The 23,160-nt window shown below is 67.3% G+C and carries 18 protein-coding genes; 4 read left to right on the top strand and 14 right to left on the bottom strand.

Features of this window, described 5'->3' with window-relative positions:
* Nucleotides 1–25 precede the first annotated feature (25 nt).
* On the top strand, nt 26–517 hold the full coding sequence (locus ACX12D_RS09805; protein WP_459373860.1) for a PaaI family thioesterase: 492 nt from the start codon (nt 26–28) through the stop codon (nt 515–517).
* A gap of 393 nt (nt 518–910) precedes the next feature.
* On the opposite strand, the gene prpF is transcribed toward ACX12D_RS09805, so the two are convergent.
* The 4 genes from prpF to prpB form a co-directional block, all read right to left on the bottom strand.
* Nucleotides 911–2,101 carry a 2-methylaconitate cis-trans isomerase PrpF gene (gene prpF / locus ACX12D_RS09800; protein ID WP_459373859.1) on the bottom strand — a complete coding sequence of 397 codons (1,191 nt, stop codon included), beginning with the start codon at nt 2,099–2,101 and terminating at the stop codon, nt 911–913.
* Between the two features lie 81 nt (nt 2,102–2,182).
* A complete protein-coding gene (gene acnD, locus ACX12D_RS09795; RefSeq protein WP_459373858.1) occupies nt 2,183–4,780 on the bottom strand; it encodes a Fe/S-dependent 2-methylisocitrate dehydratase AcnD in 2,598 nt (865 codons plus the stop codon).
* Between the two features lie 112 nt (nt 4,781–4,892).
* Nucleotides 4,893–6,050, bottom strand: coding sequence for a bifunctional 2-methylcitrate synthase/citrate synthase (prpC, locus tag ACX12D_RS09790; protein ID WP_253931702.1), 1,158 nt, complete (start codon nt 6,048–6,050; stop codon nt 4,893–4,895).
* A 65-nt stretch (nt 6,051–6,115) separates the two neighbouring features.
* Nucleotides 6,116–7,024, bottom strand: coding sequence for a methylisocitrate lyase (gene prpB, locus ACX12D_RS09785; protein ID WP_459373857.1), 909 nt, complete (start codon nt 7,022–7,024; stop codon nt 6,116–6,118).
* 286 nt (nt 7,025–7,310) lie between these two features.
* Between prpB and prpR the strand changes: the two genes are divergently transcribed.
* Entirely contained in the window at nt 7,311–9,362 is a 2,052-nt protein-coding gene (prpR, locus tag ACX12D_RS09780; RefSeq protein WP_459373856.1) for a propionate catabolism operon regulatory protein PrpR, read from the top strand.
* Nucleotides 9,363–9,367: 5 nt separating this feature from the next.
* On the opposite strand, the gene ACX12D_RS09775 is transcribed toward prpR, so the two are convergent.
* The 10 genes from ACX12D_RS09775 to ACX12D_RS09730 all read right to left on the bottom strand — a co-directional run bounded on the left by ACX12D_RS09775 (nt 9,368) and on the right by ACX12D_RS09730 (nt 20,882).
* A complete protein-coding gene (locus tag ACX12D_RS09775) occupies nt 9,368–10,378 on the bottom strand; it encodes a cysteine synthase A (RefSeq protein WP_459373855.1) in 1,011 nt (336 codons plus the stop codon).
* Between the two features lie 210 nt (nt 10,379–10,588).
* Nucleotides 10,589–10,912, bottom strand: a complete 324-nt coding sequence (locus ACX12D_RS09770; protein WP_253931705.1) for a putative quinol monooxygenase — start codon at nt 10,910–10,912, stop codon at nt 10,589–10,591.
* A 147-nt stretch (nt 10,913–11,059) separates the two neighbouring features.
* The gene (locus ACX12D_RS09765; protein ID WP_459373854.1) at nt 11,060–12,523 is read right to left on the bottom strand and encodes an N-acyl-D-amino-acid deacylase family protein; all 1,464 of its coding nucleotides are present in this window, start codon (nt 12,521–12,523) and stop codon (nt 11,060–11,062) included.
* Nucleotides 12,524–12,564: 41 nt separating this feature from the next.
* Nucleotides 12,565–13,557 carry an ABC transporter ATP-binding protein gene (locus ACX12D_RS09760; RefSeq protein WP_459373853.1) on the bottom strand — a complete coding sequence of 331 codons (993 nt, stop codon included), beginning with the start codon at nt 13,555–13,557 and terminating at the stop codon, nt 12,565–12,567.
* A complete protein-coding gene (locus ACX12D_RS09755) occupies nt 13,554–14,597 on the bottom strand; it encodes an ABC transporter ATP-binding protein (protein ID WP_459373852.1) in 1,044 nt (347 codons plus the stop codon). Before ACX12D_RS09755 ends, ACX12D_RS09760 begins: the two co-directional genes overlap by 4 nt.
* A 14-nt stretch (nt 14,598–14,611) precedes the next feature.
* Nucleotides 14,612–15,514: an ABC transporter permease gene (locus ACX12D_RS09750; protein ID WP_459373851.1), complete on the bottom strand. Its 903-nt coding sequence runs from the start codon at nt 15,512–15,514 to the stop codon at nt 14,612–14,614.
* 41 nt (nt 15,515–15,555) lie between these two features.
* Nucleotides 15,556–16,491 carry an ABC transporter permease gene (locus tag ACX12D_RS09745; protein WP_459373850.1) on the bottom strand — a complete coding sequence of 312 codons (936 nt, stop codon included), beginning with the start codon at nt 16,489–16,491 and terminating at the stop codon, nt 15,556–15,558.
* Between the two features lie 41 nt (nt 16,492–16,532).
* The gene (locus ACX12D_RS09740) at nt 16,533–18,116 is read right to left on the bottom strand and encodes an ABC transporter substrate-binding protein (RefSeq protein WP_459373849.1); all 1,584 of its coding nucleotides are present in this window, start codon (nt 18,114–18,116) and stop codon (nt 16,533–16,535) included.
* Nucleotides 18,117–18,200: 84 nt separating this feature from the next.
* Complete coding sequence (locus tag ACX12D_RS09735; RefSeq protein ID WP_459373848.1) at nt 18,201–19,655, bottom strand: M81 family metallopeptidase; 1,455 nt, start codon at nt 19,653–19,655, stop codon at nt 18,201–18,203.
* 60 nt (nt 19,656–19,715) lie between these two features.
* A complete protein-coding gene (locus ACX12D_RS09730) occupies nt 19,716–20,882 on the bottom strand; it encodes an NAD(P)/FAD-dependent oxidoreductase (protein ID WP_459373847.1) in 1,167 nt (388 codons plus the stop codon).
* 184 nt (nt 20,883–21,066) lie between these two features.
* Between ACX12D_RS09730 and ACX12D_RS09725 the strand changes: the two genes are divergently transcribed.
* Nucleotides 21,067–21,804 carry a helix-turn-helix domain-containing protein gene (locus ACX12D_RS09725; protein ID WP_459373846.1) on the top strand — a complete coding sequence of 246 codons (738 nt, stop codon included), beginning with the start codon at nt 21,067–21,069 and terminating at the stop codon, nt 21,802–21,804.
* Between the two features lie 135 nt (nt 21,805–21,939).
* Nucleotides 21,940–23,151, top strand: a complete 1,212-nt coding sequence (locus ACX12D_RS09720) for an HD-GYP domain-containing protein (RefSeq protein ID WP_441634819.1) — start codon at nt 21,940–21,942, stop codon at nt 23,149–23,151.
* Nucleotides 23,152–23,160: the final 9 nt, after the last annotated feature.

The following is a 23,160-nucleotide window of genomic DNA, read 5'->3' as shown; positions in this document are numbered from 1 at the left end:
GATCTTAATCAGGCAGGGTAATGCAATGACAGCAGATACGAGCAGCACCAGCGCGACCACCAACGCGACCACCGGCAGCGCCTATTCGCTGGACGCGGTCAAGCGTGTCAACCAGACTGCCGCCTTCAACCGGTGGCTGGGCTTCGAGGTGATCAGCGCGCAGGGCGGGGCGGCGGAGCTGCGCATGGCCTGGCATGACCAAGCCACGCAATACGCGGGATTCCTCCATGCGGGCGTGATCGGCGCCCTGGTCGATACCGCCTGCGGGTTCGCGGCCACCACGGTAGGGGGGCCGGTGATGGCTTCCCACTATTCGGTGAACTGCATGGCACCGGCCGTGGGGCAGGCGTTCGTGGCACGGGCCAGCGTGACCAAGGCAGGCAAGCGGCAGGTGTTTGCGAGGGCCGAAGTGTTCGCGGAGCAGGCCGGCGGCGAGCTTCGGCTGGTGGCCTCGGGGGAGGTCATCTTCGTGCCTGTCGAGCCACAGACCGCCAAGCCAGCTGCGCCGCACAATTGAGATGCATGGTTCGGCTTCATTAGCGCAATTAACGGCCAGACATTTACGTCCAACGACCCAACCGGTGCCGTCTCACAGGCTCCCGCAATTCGGACCGTGCGCGACTTCGGCAGGCCGGGCGAGCCTGCAGGGCGAGAGGTAAGGATTGAACGGAAAATGGCAGTCCGCTCGCTACGCGACCGGACTGCCATTCAAGCGGCGCGGACAAGGTGGGAGATGCCGGTTCACTCTGGCGATCGTTGCGGATGGTGGCAGCTTCGGGATAGTCCCGGTGGCGGGCGCCGTGGCTGGCACTACGCAGCAACGCATCTGCGCAGCAACGCAAAGCTAAGGGCATGGCGCACCCCGTCAAGCGCAATCCAGCGGAAACCCTTGCCGCCACGCCGGCGTGCTTCAGAACGCGTCGCCGGGCACGCGCACCCATCCTTCCATCAGCACCCGGGCGCTGCGGCTCATGATGGCCTTGGTCACGGTCCATTCGCCATCGACCTGGCTGGCTTCGGCGCCCACCCGCAAGGTGCCCGAGGGATGGCCGAAGCGCACTGCGTTGCGCTCGCCGCCGCCGGCAGCCAGGTTCACCAGCGTGCCGGTGATGGCCGCCGCAGTGCCGATGGCGACCGCGGCCGTGCCCATCATGGCGTGATGCAGCTTGCCCATGGACAAGGCGCGCACGAGCAGGTCGACGTCGCCGGCCGCAACCTGCTTGCCGCTGGAGGCCACGTAGTCGGCCGGCTCGGCGACAAAGGCGACTTTCGGTGTGTGCTGCCGGGTGGCCGCCTCATCGATATGTTTGATCAGGCCCATGCGCACCGCGCCGTGGGCGCGAATGGTCTCGAACATCGCCAGGGCCTTGGCATCGCCATTGATGGCGTCCTGCAGCTCCGTGCCCTTGTAGCCGATGGCTTGCGCATTCAGGAAGATGGTCGGGATGCCGGCATTGATCATGGTGGCCTTGAGCGTGCCGACGCCCGGCACCTCCAGGTCGTCGACCAGGTTGCCGGTGGGGAACATGGCGCCGCCGGCGCCGTCTTCCTCGGCTGCCGGATCCATGAACTCAAGCTGGACTTCGGCGGCGGGGAAGGTCACGCCGTCCAGCTCGAAGTCACCGGTTTCCTGCACGGCGCCATTGGTGATGGGTACGTGCCCGATGATGGTCTTGCCGATATTGGCCTGCCAGATGCGCACGATGGCCACGCCGTTGTGCGGGATGCGGCTGGGGTCGACCAGGCCGGCGCTGATGGCGAAGGGGCCGACGGCGGCGGAGAGGTTGCCGCAGTTGCCGCTCCAGTCGACAAACGGCTGGTCGATGGAGACCTGGCCGAACAGGTAGTCGACGTCGTGATCGGGCTTGCTGCTTTTTGAGAGGATGACGGTCTTGCTGGTGCTAGAGGTAGCGGCACCCATGCCATCGATCTGCTTGCCGTAGGGATCGGGGCTGCCGATGACGCGCATCAGCAGCGCGTCGCGGGCGGCGCCCGGCACTTGCGCGGCCTCAGGCAAATCCTGCAGGCGGAAGAACACGCCCTTGCTGGTCCCGCCACGGATGTAGGTGGCGGGGATCTTGATCTGGGGTACGTGGGCCATGGAATACTCGTCCTGATGAAAGCGGGCGGTACGTCGCCATACCGCCCGAACACGTTGCTGGTGGATGCGCCTCTCGCGCGCTTACGCAGCGGCCTTCGACGATTCGAGGAAGTCCTGCGCGAAGCGCTGCAGCACGCCGCCGGCTTCGTAGATCGACACTTCTTCCGCGGTATCGAGGCGGCAGGTCACCGGCACTTCCACGCGTTCGCCGTTCTTGCGATGCATCACCAGGGTGAGCTCGCAGCGCGGCGTGCGTTCGCCGATCACGTCGTAGGTCTCGGTGCCGTCGATGCCCAGCGTGGTGCGGTTGACACCAGGCTTGAACTCCAGCGGCAGCACGCCCATGCCGACCAGGTTGGTGCGGTGGATGCGCTCGAAGCCTTCGGCCACGATCGCCTCCACGCCGGCCAGGCGCACGCCCTTGGCGGCCCAGTCGCGCGAGGAGCCTTGGCCGTAGTCGGCGCCGGCCACAACGATCAGCGGCTGCTTGCGGGCCATGTAGGTCTCGATGGCTTCCCACATGCGGGTAACCTTGCCCTCTGGCTCGATGCGGGCAAGCGAGCCCGGCTTGACCTTGCCGTCCACCACCACCATTTCGTTCTTCAGGGTGGGATTGGCAAAGGTGGCGCGCTGCGCGGTCAGGTGGTCGCCGCGGTGGGTCGCGTAGGAGTTGAAGTCCTCCTCCGGCAGGCCCATCTTGGCCAGGTACTCGCCGGCTGCGCTATCGAGCATGATGGCGTTGGACGGCGACAGGTGGTCGGTAGTGATGTTGTCGCCGAGCACGGCCAGGGGCCGCATGCCGGTGAGCGCGCGTTCGCCAGCCAGTGCGCCTTCCCAGTAGGGGGGGCGGCGGATGTAGGTGCTCATCTCGCGCCAGTCGTACAGCGGGTTGGCCTTTTCGCCGGTGTCGGCGGTCACGGCGAACATCGGCTCGTAGACCTTGCGGAACTGCGCTGGCTTCACGCTGGCGGCAACCACCGCGTCGATTTCTTCGTCGGAGGGCCAGATGTCCTTCAGCGTCACCGGCTTGCCATCGGCATCGGTGCCCAGCACATCCTTCTCGATATCGAAGCGGATGGTGCCGGCAATGGCGTAGGCCACCACCAGCGGCGGCGAGGCCAGGAAGGCCTGCTTGGCATACGGATGGATGCGGCCGTCGAAGTTGCGGTTGCCGGACAGCACCGCGGTGGCATACAGGTCGCGGTCCACGACTTCCTTCTGGATCACCGGGTCCAGGGCGCCGGACATGCCGTTGCAGGAGGTGCAGGCATAAGCCACCACGCCAAAGCCCAGCTGCTCCAGTTCCGGCAGCAGGTTGGCTTCTTCCAGGTAGAGCGTCACCGCCTTGGAACCCGGCGCCAGCGAGCTCTTCACCCACGGCTTGCGGGTGAGGCCGAGCTTGTTGGCGTTGCGCGCCAGCAGCCCGGCGGCCACCATGTTGCGCGGGTTGTTGGTGTTGGTGCAGCTGGTGACGGCGGCGATGATCACCGCGCCGTCCGGCATCAGGCCGGGCTCGTTCTCGACCTTGCCGCTGATGCCGCGCGCGGCCAGCTCGGAGGTGGGCACGCGCTTGTGCGGGTTGGACGGGCCGGCGATGTTGCGCACCACCGTGGACAGGTCAAACCTGAGCACGCGCGGGTACTCGGCGTTTTTCAGGCTGTCGGCCCAGAGGCCGGTTTCCTTGGCATACGTTTCCACCAGCTTGACCAGCGCGTCGTCGCGGCCGGTGAGCTTGAGGTACTTGATGGTCTGCTCGTCGATGTAGAACATCGCGGCGGTGGAGCCAAACTCCGGCGCCATGTTGGAGATGGTGGCGCGGTCGCCCAGCGTCAGGTGGGTGGTGCCTTCGCCGAAGAATTCGAGGTAGGACGACACGACCTTTTCCTTGCGCAGGAATTCGGTCAGGGCCAGCACGGTGTCCGTCGCGGTGATGCCCGGCTGCGGCTTGCCGGTCAGCTCCACGCCGATGATGTCCGGCAGGCGCATCCAGGAAGCGCGGCCCAGCATCACGCTTTCCGCTTCCAGGCCACCCACGCCGATGGCGATCACGCCCAGCGCGTCCACCATGGGGGTGTGGGAGTCGGTGCCGACCAGCGTGTCGGGGAAGGCCACGCCGTCCTTCACCTGCACCACGGGGCTCATGCGCTCGAGGTTGATCTGGTGCAGGATGCCGTTGCCCGGCGGAATCACGTCGACGTTCTTGAAGGCCTTCTTGGTCCAGTTGATGAAGTCGAAGCGGTCTTCGTTGCGACGGTCTTCGATGGCGCGGTTCTTCGCGAACGCATCGGGATCGAAACCACCGCACTCGACGGCCAGCGAGTGGTCCACCACCAGCTGCGTCGGCACGACCGGGTTGACCATGACCGGGTCGCCGCCCTGGGCAGCGATGGCATCGCGCAGCCCGGCGAGGTCGACCAGCGCGGTCTGGCCCAGGATGTCATGGCAGACCACGCGCGCCGGGAACCAGGGGAAATCCAGTTCCTGCTTGCGCTCGATGATCTGCTTGAGGGAGTCAGTCAGCGTTGCCGGGTCGCAGCGGCGCACGAGGTTCTCGGCCAGCACGCGCGACGTGTACGGCAGCTTGTCATAAGCGCCCGGCTGGATGGCGTCGACCGCGGCACGCGTGTCGAAGAAATCCAGCTGGGTGCCGGGCAGCGGTTTGCGGTTTGCAGTGTTCATTTTGTAGGGACTAAAGAGAGAGTAACGATCAGGGGGGAGTGGCCCAGCTTTGCAGCCAACTACCCCCTTCTCCCACGGGCGGTACAGGGGAGCAAACCGGCAGCCGGCTAGATTACTTGCGATCCTTGATCGGCACGAACTTCAGGTTTTCCGGCCCGGTGTAGTTGGCGCTGGGGCGGATGATCTTGTTGTCGATGCGTTGCTCGATGATATGCGCAGCCCAGCCCGAGGTGCGCGCGATCACGAACAGCGGGGTGAACATGGCGGTGGGCACGCCCATCATGTGATAGCTCACCGCGCTGAACCAGTCCAGGTTGGGGAACATCTTCTTGGCGTCCCACATGGTGGTTTCCAGGCGCTCGGCGATGTCGAACATCTTCATCGAGCCGGCATCCTTGGACAGGCGCCGCGCCACTTCCTTGATCACCTGGTTGCGCGGGTCGCCGGTGGTGTACACGGGGTGGCCGAAACCGATCACCACTTCCTTGTTCTCCACGCGGCGCGAGATGTCGATATGCGCCTCGTCCGGGCTGTCATAGCGCTTCTGGATCTCGAACGCCACTTCGTTGGCGCCGCCGTGCTTGGGGCCGCGCAGCGCGCCGATGGCGCCGCAGATCGACGAGTACATGTCCGAGCCCGTGCCGGCGATCACGCGGCCGGCGAAGGTGGAGGCGTTGAACTCGTGCTCGGCGTACAGGTTGAGCGAGGTCTGCATGGCGCGCTCCCACAGCGCGGACGGCTTCTGGCCGTGCAGCAGGTGCAGGAAGTGCGCGCCGATGGTGTCGTCGTCGGTCTCGACTTCGATGCGCCGCCCGTTATGGCTGTAGTGGTACCAGTACAGCAGCATGGAGCCCAGGCTGGCCATCAGGCGGTCGGCGATGTCGCGCGCGCCGGGGGTGTTGTGGTCGTCCTTTTCCGGCAGCACGGTGCCGAGCACGGACACGCCGGTGCGCATCACGTCCATCGGGTGGGCGCTGGCGGGCACCCATTCGAGGGCGGCCTTGACGTTGGCGGGCAGGCCGCGCAGGGCCTTGAGCTTGGCCTTGTAGGCCGCCAGTTCGGCGCGGGTGGGGAGCTTGCCGTGCACCAGCAGGTGGGCGATCTCTTCAAACTCGCAGGTCTCGGCGATGTCGAGGATGTCGTAGCCGCGGTAGTGCAGGTCGTTGCCGGTACGGCCGACCGTGCACAGCGCGGTATTGCCGGCGGTCACGCCCGACAGGGCGACGGATTTCTTGGGCTTCGGGGCGGCTAGCGGTTGCGCTTCGGACATGGGGGAGTCTCCTTGGGGTTGCTGTGCTCGTGTGCTCGTGTGCTGTTCGCGTGCGGCTGGTGTGCTTACTTGGCCTTGCCCTGGGCAAACAGGGCGTCCAGTTTTTGTTCAAATTCGTGATAGCCGATGCTTTCGTACAGCTCGGCGCGCGTCTGCATGGTATCGACCACGTTTTGCTGCGTGCCGTCGCGGCGGATTGCAGCGTACACGTTTTCGGCGGCCTTGTTCATGGCGCGGAAGGCCGACAGCGGGTAGAGGACCATCGACACGCCGGCACCGCCCAGTTCGTCGGTGGTGAACAGCGGCGTAGCGCCAAATTCAGTGATGTTCGCCAGCACCGGCACCTTCACGGCGTCAACGAACTTGCGGTACATGGCCAGGTCGGTCATGGCTTCCGGGAAGATGGCGTCGGCGCCGGCTTCCACGCAGGCCACGGCCCGCTCGATGGCCTTGTCCAGGCCTTCCACGGCCAGCGCGTCGGTGCGGGCCATGATGACGAAATTCTCGTCGGTACGGGCATCGACGGCCGCCTTGATGCGGTCGACCATTTCGCCCTGCGAGACGATTTCCTTGCCCGGACGGTGGCCGCAGCGCTTGGCGCCGACCTGGTCTTCGATATGCATCGCGCCCGCGCCGAACTTGATCAGCGACTTGGTGGTGCGCGCCACGTTGAAGGCGGAGGCGCCGAAGCCGGTGTCCACGTCGACCAGCAGCGGCACATCGCACACGTCGGTGATGCGGCGCACGTCGGTCAGCACGTCGTCCAGGTTGGAGATGCCCAGGTCCGGCAGGCCGAGCGAGCCCGCGGCCACGCCGCCGCCCGACAGGTAGATGGCGCGGTAGCCCGCGCGCTTGGCCAGCAGGGCATGGTTGGCATTGATCGTGCCGACGACCTGCAGGGGATGCTCATCGGCCAGTGCCTGGCGGAAGCGGGCGCCGGCGGAGCGGGCGAGGTCGGAAGTGGAGAAGGTCATGATCATCGCTTTAGGAGTGGACGGCGGATAAGCGCAAGGGGTGTGCCAGCCTGTTCTTGGCCGTGCATGGGGCCTCGCGCGGGAGGGTGGCATGGGGTAGGTGCCCTTGCCAGGCCTGGGCTGGCGGCGATTCCTGAGGCTTCGCGGCCGGCGCTGCGTTGTGTTGCCGATGTGTGATGAATTTCAAATTTGAAAGGATTGCGTTTCAATATTGAAATGCAATCCGCGGGGGCGCACAATCTCAAGATTAGCGCCATCCGGCGTATCTGCAGCGTTTTCCGTCTCCATGCAATCCGGCATCCTCCCGTCCATCCCCCCCTCCGGCACGGCCACGCCGGCCCGCCCGCGGATCTGGGCCATCGGCATCAGCCGCCTGTCCCGGGCCTTTGCCGACCTGATCCCGGCCTACGCCGCGCAGGCCGAGTTCCGCATCGTGGGCAAGGGCTACGCGGCCGCCGCCAGCGCCGTCGCCCGTGAAGCGCGCGAGGGCAGGCTCGATGCCGTGGTGGCGGGCGGCTCCAATGGCGCCTACCTGCGCCAGCACGTCGATGTGCCGGTGGTGCTGGTCAAGGTGACCGGCTTCGATGTGATGAGCGCGCTGGCGACGGCGCGACGCATCTCGCCGAAGGTGGCGCTGGTGACACACGCCGCTACCTATCCGGAGGTGGACGAATTCGTGCGGTCTTTTTCGCTGTCCATCCCGGCCTACACGTACCTGACCGAGGACGATGCCGCTGCCCGCGTGAAGGCCCTCAAGCAAGAGGGCGTGAAGGTGGTGGTAGGGCCGGGCATGGTGACCGACCTGGCGGACAAGATCGGCCTGATCGGCGTGTTCCTGTATTCAGGCAATTCGGTGCGGGGTGCGCTGGAGGATGTGATCGAAGCGGCCCGCTTGCGCCGCATCGAGTCCGGCCGGCGCGACTACGTCAACACGATCCTGGCTCACCTGAACGAAGGCGTGGCCGCGGTCGACGCGGACGGGCGCATCCAGACCTACAACCCGGCCATGGAGCGTTTTCTCGGCACGGCGCCGGCCGCCGCGCTGGGCCGCAAGCTGCAAGCGCTGGCCCCCGCGCTCTCGCTCGATGGCGTGATGCACAGCGGCAGCAAGGAGCTCGAAGCCATCCACAAGCTTGGCGACAAGATGGTGGTGGTCAACCGCATCCCCATCGTCACCGAGAGCGGCGCCACCGGCGCTGTGCTGACGCTGCAGGACGCCAATGCCATCCACCGGGTCGACCGCAACCTCCGCTCGCGCAGCCGCGCGCGCCCGGCCGGCGTGCGCTACAGCCTGGATGACCTCGCAGGCGCATCCCCGGCCATGCATCACCTGCGCGAACTGGCGCGGCGCTATGCGGCGGTGGATTCCACCGTGCTGGTGGGCGGCGAAAGCGGCACCGGCAAGGAGGTGCTGGCCCAGGGCATGCACGACGCCAGCCCGCGCCGCGTATTCCCGTTCGTGGCGGTCAATTGCGCGGCATTCCCGGAGACCCTGCTGGAAAGCGAGCTGTTCGGCTACGAAGAGGGCGCCTTCACCGGCGCACGCCGCGGCGGCAAGGCGGGCCTGTTCGAGTCCGCCCACAATGGCACGCTGTTCCTGGACGAGGTGGGCGATATGCCGCCCGCGCTGCAGACCCGCTTGCTGCGCGTGCTGCAGGAAAAACAGGTACTGCCGATCGGCGGCCTGGAGGCCGTGCCGGTCAATGTGCGGGTGATCGCCGCCACGCACCGCAACCTGGGCGAACTGGTCCGCCAGGGCAGCTTCCGCCAGGATCTCTACTACCGCCTCAATATCCTGCGCATCGAGATGCCGCCGCTGCGCGAGCGCGCCGGCGACCTGCCCGAGCTGGCGGAACTGCTGTACCGCCGTGCCCAGGAACGCCTGGGGCAGCCGGCGCCGCAGCCGCTGCCGCAAGCGGTGCGGGCGAGGCTGGCGGGCTATGCCTGGCCGGGCAATATCCGCGAACTGGAAAACGTGACCGAACGCATTGCCGTGCTGGTGGCGGGGCGCAAGCTGGCGCCCCGGGATCTACTTGCTGAATTGCAGGCGGCGGCGCCGGAGCTGTTTGGCACGGAGCCGCAGGGCGATCCTGCGCCGCTGGCCGGCGGCTTGCGCAGCGCTGCGGGTAAGGGGGGAGGCACTAGCACTAGAGGCGAGGCGGGGGATGAGGGCGGCGATTCGACTGAGGCCGGCTCGCTCGCAGGCGTGGCACGCGCCAGTCAGGCCGAGCATATCCGGCGCGTGCTGGCGCAATGCGGGGGCAACCGCGCCGCCGCCTGTCATCAGTTAGGCATCAGCGCCACGACCCTGTGGCGGCGCCTGAAAGAGGCGCCGTAGCCATGTCATGGCTGCTCTCGGTGCTGTGCCACGACGGGCCGCGGCGTCAGTCCCTTGGCCGCCAGCCAGTCCGCATTGAACAGGCGTCCGGCATACAGGTCGCCGCGGTCGCACAGCAGGGTCACAATGGTGTGGCCCGGCCCCATCTCGCGGGCCAGCCAGGCCGCCGCCGCTACGTTGATGCCGGACGAGCCGCCCACCCATAAGCCCTCCTCGCGCAGCAGCCGGTAAACCATGTCGACGCAGGTCTTGTCGTCGATCCGGACCGCATCGTCGATCGGGGTGTCCGCCAGGTTGGCGGTGATCCGGCTGGAGCCGATGCCCTCGGTGATGGAGTTGCCCTTGGCCTTGACCTCGCGGTGCTTGACGAAGTGATACAGCCCGCTGCCGTGCGGATCGGCCAGCACGATGCGCACGGGCGGGTTGCGCTCCTTCTCCTTCAGGAAACGCGCGACGCCGGCCAGCGTGCCGCCAGTGCCGGTGGCGCAGACAAAGGCATCGACCTTGCCGGCGGTGTCGTGCCAGATTTCCGGGCCGGTGGTTTCGTAGTGCGCCTGGCGGTTGGCCAGGTTGTCGAACTGGTTCGCCCAGATGGCGTTTTCCGTCTCCTGGGCCAGGCGCCCGGCCACCTTCTGGTAGTTGTTGGGGTCGGCGTAGGGCGCCGCGGGCACCGTGAGCACTTCGGCGCCGAGCAGCCGCAGGCGGTCCATTTTTTCCGGGGACTGGGTGTCGGGGATCACCACGATGCAGCGGTAGCCGCGCGCGGCGCACAGATGCGCCAGGCCGATGCCGGTATTGCCGGCGGTGCCTTCCACTACGGTCCCGCCGGGCTTGAGCGCGCCGCGCCGCTCGGCGTCGCGGATGATGTAGAGCGCCGCCCGGTCCTTGACCGAGCCTCCCGGGTTCAGGAACTCGGCCTTGCCGAGGATTTCGCAACCGGTCTCCTCGCTCAGGCCTGCCAGCCGGATCAGCGGTGTATGGCCGATGGTGCCGACGAATCCATCCTTGACATCCATGATGCACTCCGGGTGTTGCGCTCCAGATGTGGTGGAGCGTCACTCAAAGTGATAGATCGGCGTTGGGGGAATGACAAGCAGGCGGGCGCCCAGCGTCGAGGACAGCCTCGGGTTTAGCTGTCAGCGCTTGATTTGAGTGGCTTTCTGGCCACGGCCGGGGTGACCGCCAGGCCGTATTCAGACCGTATTCAGACCGTATTCAGGCCACATTCAGGCCGCATTCAACCACCGGAAATTGATATCCCCTTCCAGGAACTCCTGTCGGGTGGCGTGAAAGTCACGCACATATTCGCTGTTGAGGTGCGATTCCAGCGCGTGCCTGGAATTCCACTCCATATAGAGCACAAACACCTCGGCATCCTCGGCGTCTTCTCCCACGTGGTAGCGCAGGCAGCCGGGTTCCATGGCGCCGCGCAGGCGCAGCGCGGCCAGCTTGGCAACCAGGACTTCACGGCGGTGAGCCTTGGCGCGCGCAATTCCGACAAGCGTGTACGTTGTGGACATGGTGTGAACGGCAAGCGTGTGGCGCGCCATTGTAGCCGTGCGGCGAGGCCCTGGGCTGAATGTCCTAGGACATTGGCCGGATAATCTGGACGGGTTGACAAGTCCCCGTCTGGGCGATAGCGGTGCGGCCAGCGGCCCCGGCAGGGGCCGGCTGGCAATCCATCGCCCCGCGCCCCGCTAGTCCTGCCGTGCCTGCCGTGTGATGACCTGTCCGTTGCGCGCCCCGCTGTGCGCACCGTGCTGCCAGGTAATGGCGCCGTTGACGATCACGGCGTCGATGCCTTCGGCCGGGCGGGTGGGGGTTTCGTAGCTGGCGGCATCGCGCACGTTCTCGGCACTGAAGACGACGATATCGGCATGGTGGCCCACCTCCAGCGTGCCGCGCTGATGCAGGCCGAAGTTGCGCGCCGTCAGCCCGGTCATCTTCCAGACCGCCGTCTCGAGCGGGAACAGCCCGATCTCGCGGCAATAGTGGCCGAGCACGCGTGGGAAGGTGCCCCACAGGCGCGGATGCGGGCTCTCACCAACGGGAAGGCCGTCGGAGCCGATCATGGTGTCGTCGAAGGCGAGGATGCGCTGGACGTCGTTCTCGTCCATCAGGAAGTAGACCGCGCTGCCGGGCTGCAGGCGGCGCGCGGCCTCGTCCTTGGCCACGCCCCATTCCCTGGCAATGTCGTCCAGATCGCGGCCCGCGCATTCGGGGTGCGGCTGGCTGGCGGAGATCAGCACCCGCCCTTCGAGCATGCCGCGGTCGGTGCGGATCATGGTGGAGCCGGCCGTGTACGGGTAGCAGTCGAGCGAGACGCACTGGTGCTTCATGGTTTCACGGATGAATGGCAGCGTGACCCGGCTCCTGCCAAAGTTCGCGGTGTTCTGCACCTTGTGGTGCGACACCACCACCGGCACGTCGAGCTCGCGGCCGATGCGGAAGGTTTCTTCCAGCGACTGCATGACATGGTCGGACTCGTCGCGCATATGCGTCACGTACAGCGCCTTGCGCGCGCTGAGTGGCCGGCAGACCTCGATGATCTCCTCGGTTGTCGCCTTGGCGGCGGGCGGGTAGAAGGTGCCGGTCGACAGGCCGATCGCGCCGGCCTGCATGGCCTCCTCGACCAGTGCCCGCATGGCGGCAATTTCTTCGGCATTGGCGGGCCGGTCGAGCGCCGGCATGGTGACCGCGCGCAAGGTCGAATGCCCGACCATCGCCGCCACGTTGACGGAGCTTGGCGTGGCGCGCAACGCATCGAGGTAAGCCGCGAAGGTGGTGAAGCGGCCCTCGGCCGGCGAGTCGATCAGGCTCAGCGGCATGGGCAGGTCCATGTCGGCGCGCAACGGGGCGGCGCTGATGCCGCAGTTGCCCGCAATCACGGTCGTGACGCCCTGCGAGATCTTGAAGGGCATGGTGGCCTGCGACAGCACGGCCTGGTCGTCATGCGTGTGCGCATCGATGAAACCGGGGGCGACGATCTGGCCCGCCGCGTCCAGCGTCTGGTCGGCGGTGTGCCCGCATAAATTGCCGATCGCCGCGATGCGGCCGCCGCGCACGCCGATATCGGCGCTGAAGCGGGGTGCCTTGCTGCCGTCGATCACGGTGCCGCCAGCGATCAGCAGGTCGTAGTGCGTGGAATCAGGGTTGGACATCGGGTTCCTTTTTTTTGGTTTGCAGCGAGTCGGTCAGCGGGTCAGCGGAAATGGCAGGCCACCTGATGCCCACCGCCGGCGGAGGGCCGTTCGGTGAGGGCGGGCGCCTGCTCCTTGCATACGGCTTGGGCCAGCGGGCAGCGCGTGTGAAAGCGGCAGCCCGATGGCGGGTTGGCCGGGCTCGGCGGGTCGCCTTGCAGCAGCAGGCGCCGGGCCGGCGTGCGCGGATTGGGCACTGGCACCGCGGACAGCAGGATTTCGGTGTACGGGTGGCGCGGCGCGCGGAACAAGGTGTCGCGGTCGGCCAGCTCGACGATCTGGCCGAGGTACATCACGGCGACCCGGTGGCTGATATGGCGCACTACGGCAAGATCGTGCGCGACGAACAGGTAGGCGATGCCGAGTTCGGCCTGCAGGTCCATCAGCAGGTTGACCACCTGCGCCTGCACCGAGACGTCGAGCGCCGACACCGGTTCGTCGCAGACGATCAGCTTGGGGTTGAGCGCGAGCGCGCGCGCGATCCCCAGCCGCTGCCGCTGGCCGCCCGAGAATTCGTGCGGGAATTTCTTGGCCGCCTCCGGGCGCAGCCCGACCTTGCTGAACAGCCACTGCACGCGTTCGGAGCGCTCGGCACGCGAATGCATGCCGAAATTGCGCAGCGGCTCGCTGACGATCTCGCCCGCCGTCAGGCGCGGGCTTAGCGAAGCGTAGGGGTCCTGGAAGATGATCTGCAGATCGCGCCGGCGCAGGCGCATGGCGTTTGCCGACAGGCCCAGCAGCTCCTCGCCATCGAGCTGCACCGAGCCGGAGGTGGGTTCGACCAGGCGCAGCACCGACTTGGCGGTGGTGGTCTTGCCGCAGCCGGATTCGCCGACCAGCGAGAGCGTCTCGCCGCGCTCCACGGTGAAGGACACGCCGTCCACCGCCTGGATGGGCGGCTTGCGCGGCGCCAGCCAGCGCTGCGGCGCGATGTAGTGCTTCTTGAGCCGGTCGACCTTGAGCAGGGGCGAGGGCGTGGCAGTGGGGGCGCTCATGCGATGGCTTCCTGGGCTGGCTGGTTGCATTCGATGCGGCCTTCCTCGATCGCGAAGCAGGCCACGGCATGGTCTGCGCCGTGGCGCGTGAGTTGCGGGATCTCGCGCGTGCAGCGCGTGCCGGCATGCGGGCAGCGCGCCGCGAACGCGCAGCCGCGGCGCGCTTCCTGCGGCGATGGCACCAGCCCGGGGATTTCGGCCAGGCGCTGGCTGCTGGTGTTCATCGAGGGCATCGAGGCCATCAGCGCGCGGGTGTAGGGGTGCAGCGGGCGGTCGAACAGGTCGATGACGCTGGCTTCCTCGACCTTGCGCCCGGCGTACATCACGATCACGCGGTCGCAGCACTCCGCCACCACGCCGAGGTCGTGCGTGATCATGACTACCCCCATGCCTAGCTCTTTCTGCAAGCGGCGGATCAGGTCCAGGATCTGGGCTTGGATGGTGACGTCGAGCGCGGTGGTGGGTTCGTCGGCGATCAGCACCTCCGGGTTGCAGGCCAGCGCCAGCGCGATCATCACGCGCTGGCGCATGCCGCCGGAGAGCTGGTGCGGATATTCGTTGACGCGGCGCTCGGGCTCGGGGATCTGCACCAGCCGCAGCATTTCCACCGCGCGCTTGCTCGCCTCGGCACGGCTTGCGCCTTGGTGCAGCTGCACCGTCTCGGCAATCTGCCGGCCGATCGTGAGCACCGGGTTCAGCGAGGTCATCGGCTCCTGGAAGATCATCGAGACACGGTTGCCGCGGATGCGGCGCATCTCGCGCTCGCTGAGTTGCAGCAGGTCGGTGCCGCGTAGCCGCACGGCGCCGCGGATGCGTGCCGGCGGCGTGGGCAGCAGCCGCATGATCGACAGCGCCGTCACGCTCTTGCCGCAGCCGGACTCGCCGACCACGCCAAGCGTTTGGCCGGCGCGCACGGTGTACGAGACGCCGTTGACCGAGCGGGCCGGGCCGGTGAGCGTGTCGAAATGGGTGTGCAGGTCGTCTACCTCGAGCAGCGGCTCCCCGGTGGCCAGGGCAACGCGGGACATTGTCGTTGTCATTAGTGAGCCCCCCTTCAGAGTTGCCGCGCCAGGCGCGGGTCGAGCGCGTCTCGCAAGCCGTCGCCCAGCAGGTTGATCGCCAGCACCGTCGCGGCCAGCAGGATGCCGGGGTAAAGGATGATATGGAACGCCACCGCCACGAAGTTGCGGCCCTCGGCCATCATGTTGCCCCAGCTCGGTGTCTGCCCGGGCACGCCGACGCCCAGGAAGGACAGGGCCGCTTCCGTCAGCACGGCGGCGGCGGCCACGAAGGTGGCCTGCACGATCAGCGGCGCCACCATATTGGGCACCACATGGCGCGCCAGGATCACCGGCAGGCGGGTGCCCACTGCATGTGCCGCCTCGACGTAGAGCTGCTCGCGCAGCGTGAGCGCCAGCGAGCGCACCAGCCGCACCACGCGCGGGACCTCGGGGATGGTGATGGCGACGATCACGGCAGTGAGGCTGGCCTGCGTGACGGCCATCAGCGCGATGGCCAGCAGGATGCCGGGGATGGCCATCAAGCCGTCCATCACGCGCATCACGAAGGAATCAGCCCAGCGCACGAAGCCCGCGGCGAGGCCGAGCAGCACGCCGAAACCGGTCGCGAGCAGGCCGACCGAAAGGCCGACGACCATCGAGACGCGCCCGCCCCAGACCGCTCGGCTGAACACATCGCGGCCGAGCGCGTCGGTGCCGAACCAGTGCTCGGCCGAGGGCGGCTGCATGCGCGCCAGCGGATCGATATCCTGGGGGTCGAAGGTGGCGATCCAGGGCGCGCCGATGGAGAGCACGGCAATCGCGGCCAGCAACAGCGCGCCGACGATCAGCGTGGGGTGCTTGCGCGCCCAGTGCCAGCGCGGCAGCACGAAGGGGGTGTCCTGCGGCACCGCCGCGCTGGGGGCGGTGTCATCGGTCACGGGCAGGGAGGTGGACATGGTGGCAGGTCTCGCGGCAAGGATGGGATTGGTACCGGATGTCAGTACTTGATGCGCGGATCGAACAGGCGGTAGCTCAGGTCGATCATCAGGTTGATCAGCACGTAGACGCCGGCCGAGATCAACAGCACGCTCTGGATCACCGGATAGTCGTGGCGCTGCACCGAGTCGACCACCAGGCGGCCGACGCCCGGGATGGCGAACACGGTCTCGGTGACGACCACGCCGCCGATCAGCAGCGCGATGCCCATGCCGATGGTGGTGGCGATCGGGATTGCCGCGTTGCGCAGCGCATGGCCGAGCACCGGCAGCACGCCCAGGCCCTTGGCGCGCGCAGTGCGGATGTAGTCCTCGTGCAGCACCTCAAGCACGGTGGCGCGCGTCATGCGCGTCACCAGCGCGATATAGACCAGCGCCAGGTTGACGCAGGGCAGGACCAGGCTGCGCAGCCATTCGCCGATGCCGTCGGCCAAGCGTGCGTAACCCTGCACCGGAAACCACGGCAGCTGGATGGCGAAGGCATAGACCAGCAGGTAGCCCACCAGGAACACCGGCAGCGAAAACGCCAGCACCGCGAACAGCATCACCAGCCGGTCGATCCAGCTGCCGGCGCGGTAGGCCGCAAGCGTGCCCAGCGGCACCGCGACCAGCAAGGTCAGCAGCATGGTCAGCGCGGCGATGGAGGCCGTGGGTTCCAGCCGCTGCGCCAGCAGCCGGGCCACCGGCACCTGGGTGAAGATCGAGGTGCCGAGATCGCCGGTGGCGAGCCGGCCGAGCCACAGCACGAACTGCCGCCACAGCGGCAGGTCCAGGCCCAGCGCGCCACGCAGCTTGGCGATGTCGTCGACCGTGGCAAGGTCGCCCGCGATCAGTGCCGCCGGGTCGCCCGGCGACAAGTGGATCAGCAGGAACACCACGATGGCTACCACCGCCATCACGGGTAGCGTCGCGGCCAGGCGTCGGAGCAGGTAGCCCATCGTCGTGTCTCCTCGGTGGGTCGTTTTTCTTTCTTTTTTGTTTATTTGTCGAGCATCCAGACCGTGGGCATGCCAGCCCACAGCTTGTCGACACCCTTGAGGCTGGCGCGCGCCGCGAAGGCCGCCGAGTACTGGCCGGCATTCACATAGGGCACCGCCTCATACGCGCGCTTCTGGAAGGCGTCGAGCAACTCCTTGCGCTTGGCCGGCACGGTCTCGCGGATCCAGGCGGTGCGCAGCGCATCGAGCGGCTTGTCGCAGGGCCAGCCGGGCAGGCTGTTGCCACAGGCGGCGCCAAGGTAAGCGTTGGCGATCGGCGAATTCGAATCGAACTCGCCCGCCACTGTCACGTACATGCTCCAGCCGCCGGCCTCCGGCGCGTCGCGCTTGGCGCGGCGCGCGCCGATGGATGCCCAGTCCATGTTCTGCATGTCCACGTTCATGCCCATGCTGCGCATGGTCTGCGCCGCCATCAGGGCTTCGGCGTTGAGCTGCGGCACGTCGGTCGGCACCAGCACCACCACCTTCTCGCCCTTGTAGCCGGCCGCGCCGAGCAACTGCTTGGCGCGCGCCAGGTCGGCCTTGCGGTACGGCTCGGCGCCGGCCGTCGTATCGTTGGGGCTGCCGCAGATGAAATAGGTGGCGCAGTAGTTCATGCGCATATCGAGTGGATACCCCATGGCCGCGGTGAAGCGTTCCTGGCTCACCGCCTGCAGGAAGGCCTGGCGTACCTTCGGGTTATTGAAGGGCGGATGGAGCTGGTTCATCACCAGCACGCCCTGGTAGGCGCCGCCCGAGCCGATCTTGACGCTGGTGTCGGCGCGCAGCGGGGCGATGTAGTCCGGCGGCACCTGCTCCACCAGGTCGACTTCGCCGCGCTTGAGCGCCGCGATGGCGCTGTTGGCGTCCGGCAGGTAGAGCCATTCCACGCGGTCGAACTGGCTCTTCTTGCTGCCGGCGAGGCCGCTCGCCGGCTCGCTGCGCGCCACGTAGTTCGGGTTGCGCACGAAGACCGCCTTGTTGCCCGGCACCCATTCGTCGCGCTTGAAGACGAAGGGGCCGGAGCCCATCACCTCGGGCAGCGGCGCGGTGGCGGGCATCCTGGCCAGGCGCTCCGGCAGGATCACCGGCGGAAAGCCCGATGGCTTGGCCAGCGCATCGAGCACCATGCCAAAGGGCTCCTTGAGCGTGAGCGTGAAACTGCGCGCGTCGAGCGCCTTCCATTCGGCGCCAGCGTCGCCCATGGCGCGGCCCAGGCTGTCACGCGCGCCCCAGCGCTGCAGCGATGCGACGGCGTCGGCCGCGGTGACCGCGCTGCCATCCGAGAACTTGAGGCCGGGGCGCAGGGTGAAGCTCCACTGCTTGCCGTCCTTGGAACTGCTGTACTTTTCCACCATCTGCGGTTGCGGCTTGCCGCTCGCGTCCTGCGCGAACAACGTGTCGTAGACCATGTAGCCGAAGTTGCGCGTGATGTAGGCGGTGGTGAAAGTCGGGTCGAGGATCTTCAGGTCGGCATGGGCCACGACCTTGAGCGTCTTGGTCTGCGCCAGCACGGGAAGGCTGGCGCTGGCCAGGACGAGCGCGCTCGCCGCGAGGGCGGCGCGCAGGGCGGGATTCGGTTTCATGGGCGGGTCTCCTTGCTTGTTGTTGTCGTTGTTGTCGTTGTTGTTGTTCTTATGTTGTAGCCGTTGCGAAACGGCGCGCGGCGCTCAGGCCGCCGCTGCATCGAGCGGCCACTTGGGCCGGCGCACCTTGCGGTAGGGCAGGGTCGTGAGGTCGAGCGTCACGGCGCCGGGGGCGCCCGCGTAGATCACGTGCCTGGCCACCGTCGAGAACGATGCGTAGAAATGCTGCGAGGACTTCACCACGATGATTTTCTTGCGCGCGAGGTCGCAGCCCAGTTGCGTGAACAGATCCGTGCCCATCGCCTGGTTGCGCAGGGTGATCAGCACGATGTCGATGCCGTTGGCTTCCACCAGCGCGCAATCGCCCATCTGCACTGGCGCGTTCGACAGGCCGGTCATCACCATGTCGGGCAGCAACGCCTTGATTGTGCAGTCCAGGTCCAGGGGATCACCCGAGAGCGGGCTGATCTTGCCGCCGATGCGCATCGCCAGGCGCGCGCCCACACCCGCATCAAAGGCGATGCGCACCGCGATCGGGTCCCACAGCGGGCCGACGGCGGCGTTGGCGATGCCGCGCTCGATCATGCGGCGCAGGATAAAGGTGGAGTCGCTCGCCGCGCCGCCCCCGGGATTGTCCGCGCCGTCTGCCAGCACCACCGGGCCGCCGTCGAAGGCCAGGGCCTCGTCGAGCGCGGTGTCGATGTCCGGATAGCGCACCGTGAGCGCCTCGCGCATGCCGATCAGCTCGTCGGCCAGCTGGCGGGCCAGCGCATCGGCCTGGGCCTGGTTGCCGTCGGTGTAGACCAGCACCTTGGTGCCCATGCCGGGCACGTCTCCCCAGGAGAAGCCGTGCGCGATGGAGATCGACAGCACGCCGTCCCGGCCTTCCAGCGACTGGATGCGGTCCACGAAGCCGCGCGCCGGCTCGCGCGAGGTATGAACGGTCACGATCATCTCGCAGTCGACCACGGCAGCCACGGGGCGGACCTTGCCTTGCACCTTGGCCGCGCACAGGTCGACCAGTTCCAGGGCGCGCTCCAGCACGTCGGTGTGCGGGTATTCCTTGAAGGCGATCAGCACGTCGGCGTGCGCCACCATCTCCGGTGTCAGGTGGCTGTGCGGATCGAGTTCCGCGCCGATCACCACCTCCGGCCCGACGATGGCGCGCACGCGCTGCAGCAAGTCGCCTTCGCAGTCGTCGTAGCCATCGGCCACCATCGCGCCGTGCAGCCCTAGCAGCACCATGTCCACGGGCAGCGCCGCGCGCAGGTCAGCCAGCAGTTCCTCGCGCAGGGTCTCGTAGGCATGGCGCGTGGTCGTGCCGCTGGGCTGCGCGCCGGCCACCATGCCTTCGGACAACTGCCAGCCGCGCTCCTTGCCGCGCAGCCGGGCGGCCCACAGCGGGCCGGAGAAGAACGTCATCTGCTCTGGGTGCTGGCCGGCCGGGAAGTAGCCGCGGTCCCTGAAGGACGCGAGGCCGGTCGGCATCGGCCCGAAGGTGTTGGTTTCGGTGGCGAGGGAGGCACTGAAGACACGCACGATGGTGAACTCCTGGTCAATTTGCCGGTTGGCGATTGGCGGTTGGGGGGCAAGCGGAATTCAGGTCGAGCTAGCCAGGCGGCGCAGCCGCGCGGGCCCCAGCATTTCGGCGGTCAGGCCGAACGATGCGGGATGCGCGGGCACGGGCAGGCCGCGCGCAAGCGCGGCGCAGGTTTCGCCCATGGCGGCCGAAGTCTGGATGCCATAGCCGCCCTGGCCCGCGACCCAGAAGAAGCCGGGTACCGCGTCGTCAAAACCGCCGACCAGGTCGCCGTCGGCGACGAAGGAGCGCAGCCCGGCCCAGGTGCGGGTGGGGCGTCGGATCGACAGCGAGGTGGCTTCCTCGATGCGGTGGATGGCAAGCGCGATATCCATTTCCTCGGGCTGGATGTCCTGCGGCTCGACCGGATCGGCATTGGCCGGCGAGCCCAGCAACATGCCGGCATCGGGCTTGAAGTACCAGTCCTCGTCGGCGCCGAAGACCATGGGCCAGTGGTCCGTGTCCATGCCCGCGGGCGGCGCGAAGATAAACGCGGAGCGGCGGCGGGGCTCGATGCCCAGCGGCTGCACGCCGGCCAGCCGCGCAATGGCGTCGACCCAGGCGCCCGCGGCGTTGAGCAGCACGGGCGCTTCGTACACCACCCCGCCCGCCTCCACGCGCCAGTGGTCCTGCACGCGCGTAATTGCGCTGGCTTCGGCATCGCACACCAGCTTGCCACCGGCCTGGCGCATGCCGCGCAGATAGCCTTGGTGGATGGCATGCACATCCATGTCCGCGGCGTTGGGCTCGTACACGGCGCCCAGCACCTGTTCCGGCCGCAGCGCCGGCACGCGCTCGCGTGCTTGCTCGGCGCTCAGGCGGCGCGCATCGGGGTCCATGGCGCGCAGCATCTCCCAGTGCGCTTCGAGCAGCGGCAATTGCCCGGGGCCGGCGATCATGAGCGCGCCGCGCGGGGTGAGCAGCGGATGCGAGGCAAAGCCCGGCGGCGGGTCCTGCAGGAAGGCGCGGCTTGCCATCGTCAGCGCGCGTACCTGCTGGGTGCCATAGCTTTCCATGAAGAGTGCCGCCGAGCGGCCGGTCGAGTGGTAGCCAGGCTGGGCCTCGCGTTCGAGCACGATGACGCGGCCATGCGGCGCGAGCCAGTGCGCGACGGACGCGCCGGCGATGCCACCCCCGATGACGAGGTAGTCGGCTGAGATCGGCGAAGCAGCGTGAGTTGTGCGCATGATGGTGGTGGGGCTGAGCGCGCTCGTGGGGCGCTGGTGCTTTGGAATGCGAGTGAGTGTATTCAATAATTTGCGAATATGCAAATTGCGGATACGCAAATTTTGCACTAAAGTGAGCGGCATGGAATCTACCCGGCTGCGCCGTCTGATAGCATCCGCTCCAACGGAAAAAAAGGACGCAGGCTTGAAAACACACATCGCCCCGGGGCGCGGCAGCGACGATAGCGACGAGTCGCGCACACTCGACCGCGAGACCTTTGGCAAGCGCCTGCGCAGTGCGCGCAAGGCCTTTGGCTGGACGCTGGCACATCTGGCCGAGTTGTCGGGCGTGTCGATCACCACCATCTCGCGCGCGGAGCGCGGGCAGCTGGCATTGGGCTACGAGAATTTCGCCGCGCTGGGCAAGGCGCTGCGAATGGACATGGGCTCGATGTTCGCGGGCGCTGGCGCGAAGACTGCGCCATTCCAGGGACCCGTCGTGACGCGCTCAGGCGAGGGCGTGACCTATCGGGGCGTGTCGTTTTCCTATGAATTCCTCGGCACCGAGGCGGTGGGAAAGCAGATGATCCCGGTGGTCAGCACCGTGCACGCGCGCCGTATCGCGGGGCCCGAGGATTTCGCGCGCCATCCCGGCGAGGAGTTCGTGTACGTACTTTCCGGCGAGATCGAGGTGCATTTCGACGGCGGCGAGCGGGTGCATCTGGCGCGCGGCGATTCGCTGTACTTCGACGCCCGCATGGGCCACGCCTACATCAGCCTGAGTCGCCAGCTCGCACGGATCGTCGGCGTGATGACCAGCGAAAGCCGCTTCATGAAGTCCGCCCAGGCCGGGGAGACGGAAGCCGCGCCAAAACCTGCCGCCAGGCGGCCGCGGGGGAAAACCGCTGCCGGCAGGGGGCAGGGCAAGGGGGGGAAGGATTGAGGGGTTGAAGGGTTGATGGGTTAATGGGCTGCTCGCCTGCCTCCAACCGTGCATGCGGGTCGCCAGGCCTAAAGTATTTTGTCTCCTTGCCGTTAAGCGGCCACGCCTTATTCAATCTGTACGCGAGGAGCTGGCATGCTGAAACGGATCAAGACCCAACAGCTTCAAGTCGGAATGTTCGTGGCCAGGGTGGGGGGGCCATGGCTGGAGCATCCCTTCTGGCGCTCCCGGTTCCTGGTGAACAGCCAGGAACAGATCGACCAGATGATCGCCTCCAAGGTCGAGGAGGTCTGGATCGATCTGCTCAAGGGCAAGGGTGTGCCGCCGCCCGCGCAACTCGCGGCATCGGGATCCTTGAACGTGAAGCCCGTCGCCGACGAGCCGGCCGGCGCCGTGCCGCAGTCGGGGGTGCCGCTGGAGGTGGAGTTCGGTCTGGCCCGGGAGGTGATGAAGAACGGCAAGGCGGTGGTCGGGTCGATGTTCACGAATGCCCGCATGGGCCGGGCGCTGGAGGTGGAGGGCGCCCTGATGCTGGTCGATTCCGTATCGAATTCGCTGACCCGCCATTCGCAGGCCCTGATCGCGCTGGCGCGGCTCAAGGTGCGGGACGACTACACCTATCTGCATTCCTTCGCGGTCTGCGCGCTGATGATCGCGCTGGGCCGCACCCTGGGCCTGGACAATGCCGCGGTGCAGCAGCTCGGGCTGGCGGGCCTGGTGCACGATATCGGCAAGATTTCCGTGCCCACGCACGTGCTGCACAAGCAGGGCGAGATGACCGCCGCCGAGGTGGCGATGGTGCAGCGCCATCCTTCGGTGGGTTACCGCGTCCTCAACGAGGCCAAGCTCTACAGCAATATTCCCCTCGATGTCTGCATGCACCACCACGAGCGCATCGACGGGCGCGGCTACCCGTTTGGCCTGCATGGCAACGAGATCAGCGTGCACGCCAAGATCGCCGCGGTGTGCGATGCCTATGACTCCCTGACCTCCAACCGGCCCGGGCACCAGGCGTGGACGCCTGCGCGGGCGCTGGAGTATATGGCGGTGCGGGCGGATACGCTGTTCGATCGTACCGTGTTCCAGGCCTTCACCCGGTCCATTGGCATCTATCCGCTGGGCACGGTGCTGCGCTTGCGCTCCGGACGGCTGGCGGTGGTCTTCGCGCAGAACGACAACGAGCCGCTGCGCCCGCAGGTCAAGGTGTTCTACTCGGTGAGCGAGGCCGCCCACCTCGGCCCCGAGACGCTCGACCTGCGCGAGACGGAGGACACCGTGGTGGGGTTCGAGGATCCGGCGCAATGGGGCTTTCGCGACGAGCAGTTGCTGGAGCTCTGCGCGGCTTGAGCCCTGCCG

The organism is Cupriavidus sp. PET2-C1, assembly GCF_054515855.1.
The sequence above is the reverse complement of the archived record's forward strand: the minus strand, read 5'-3'. Positions and strand labels throughout refer to the sequence as shown.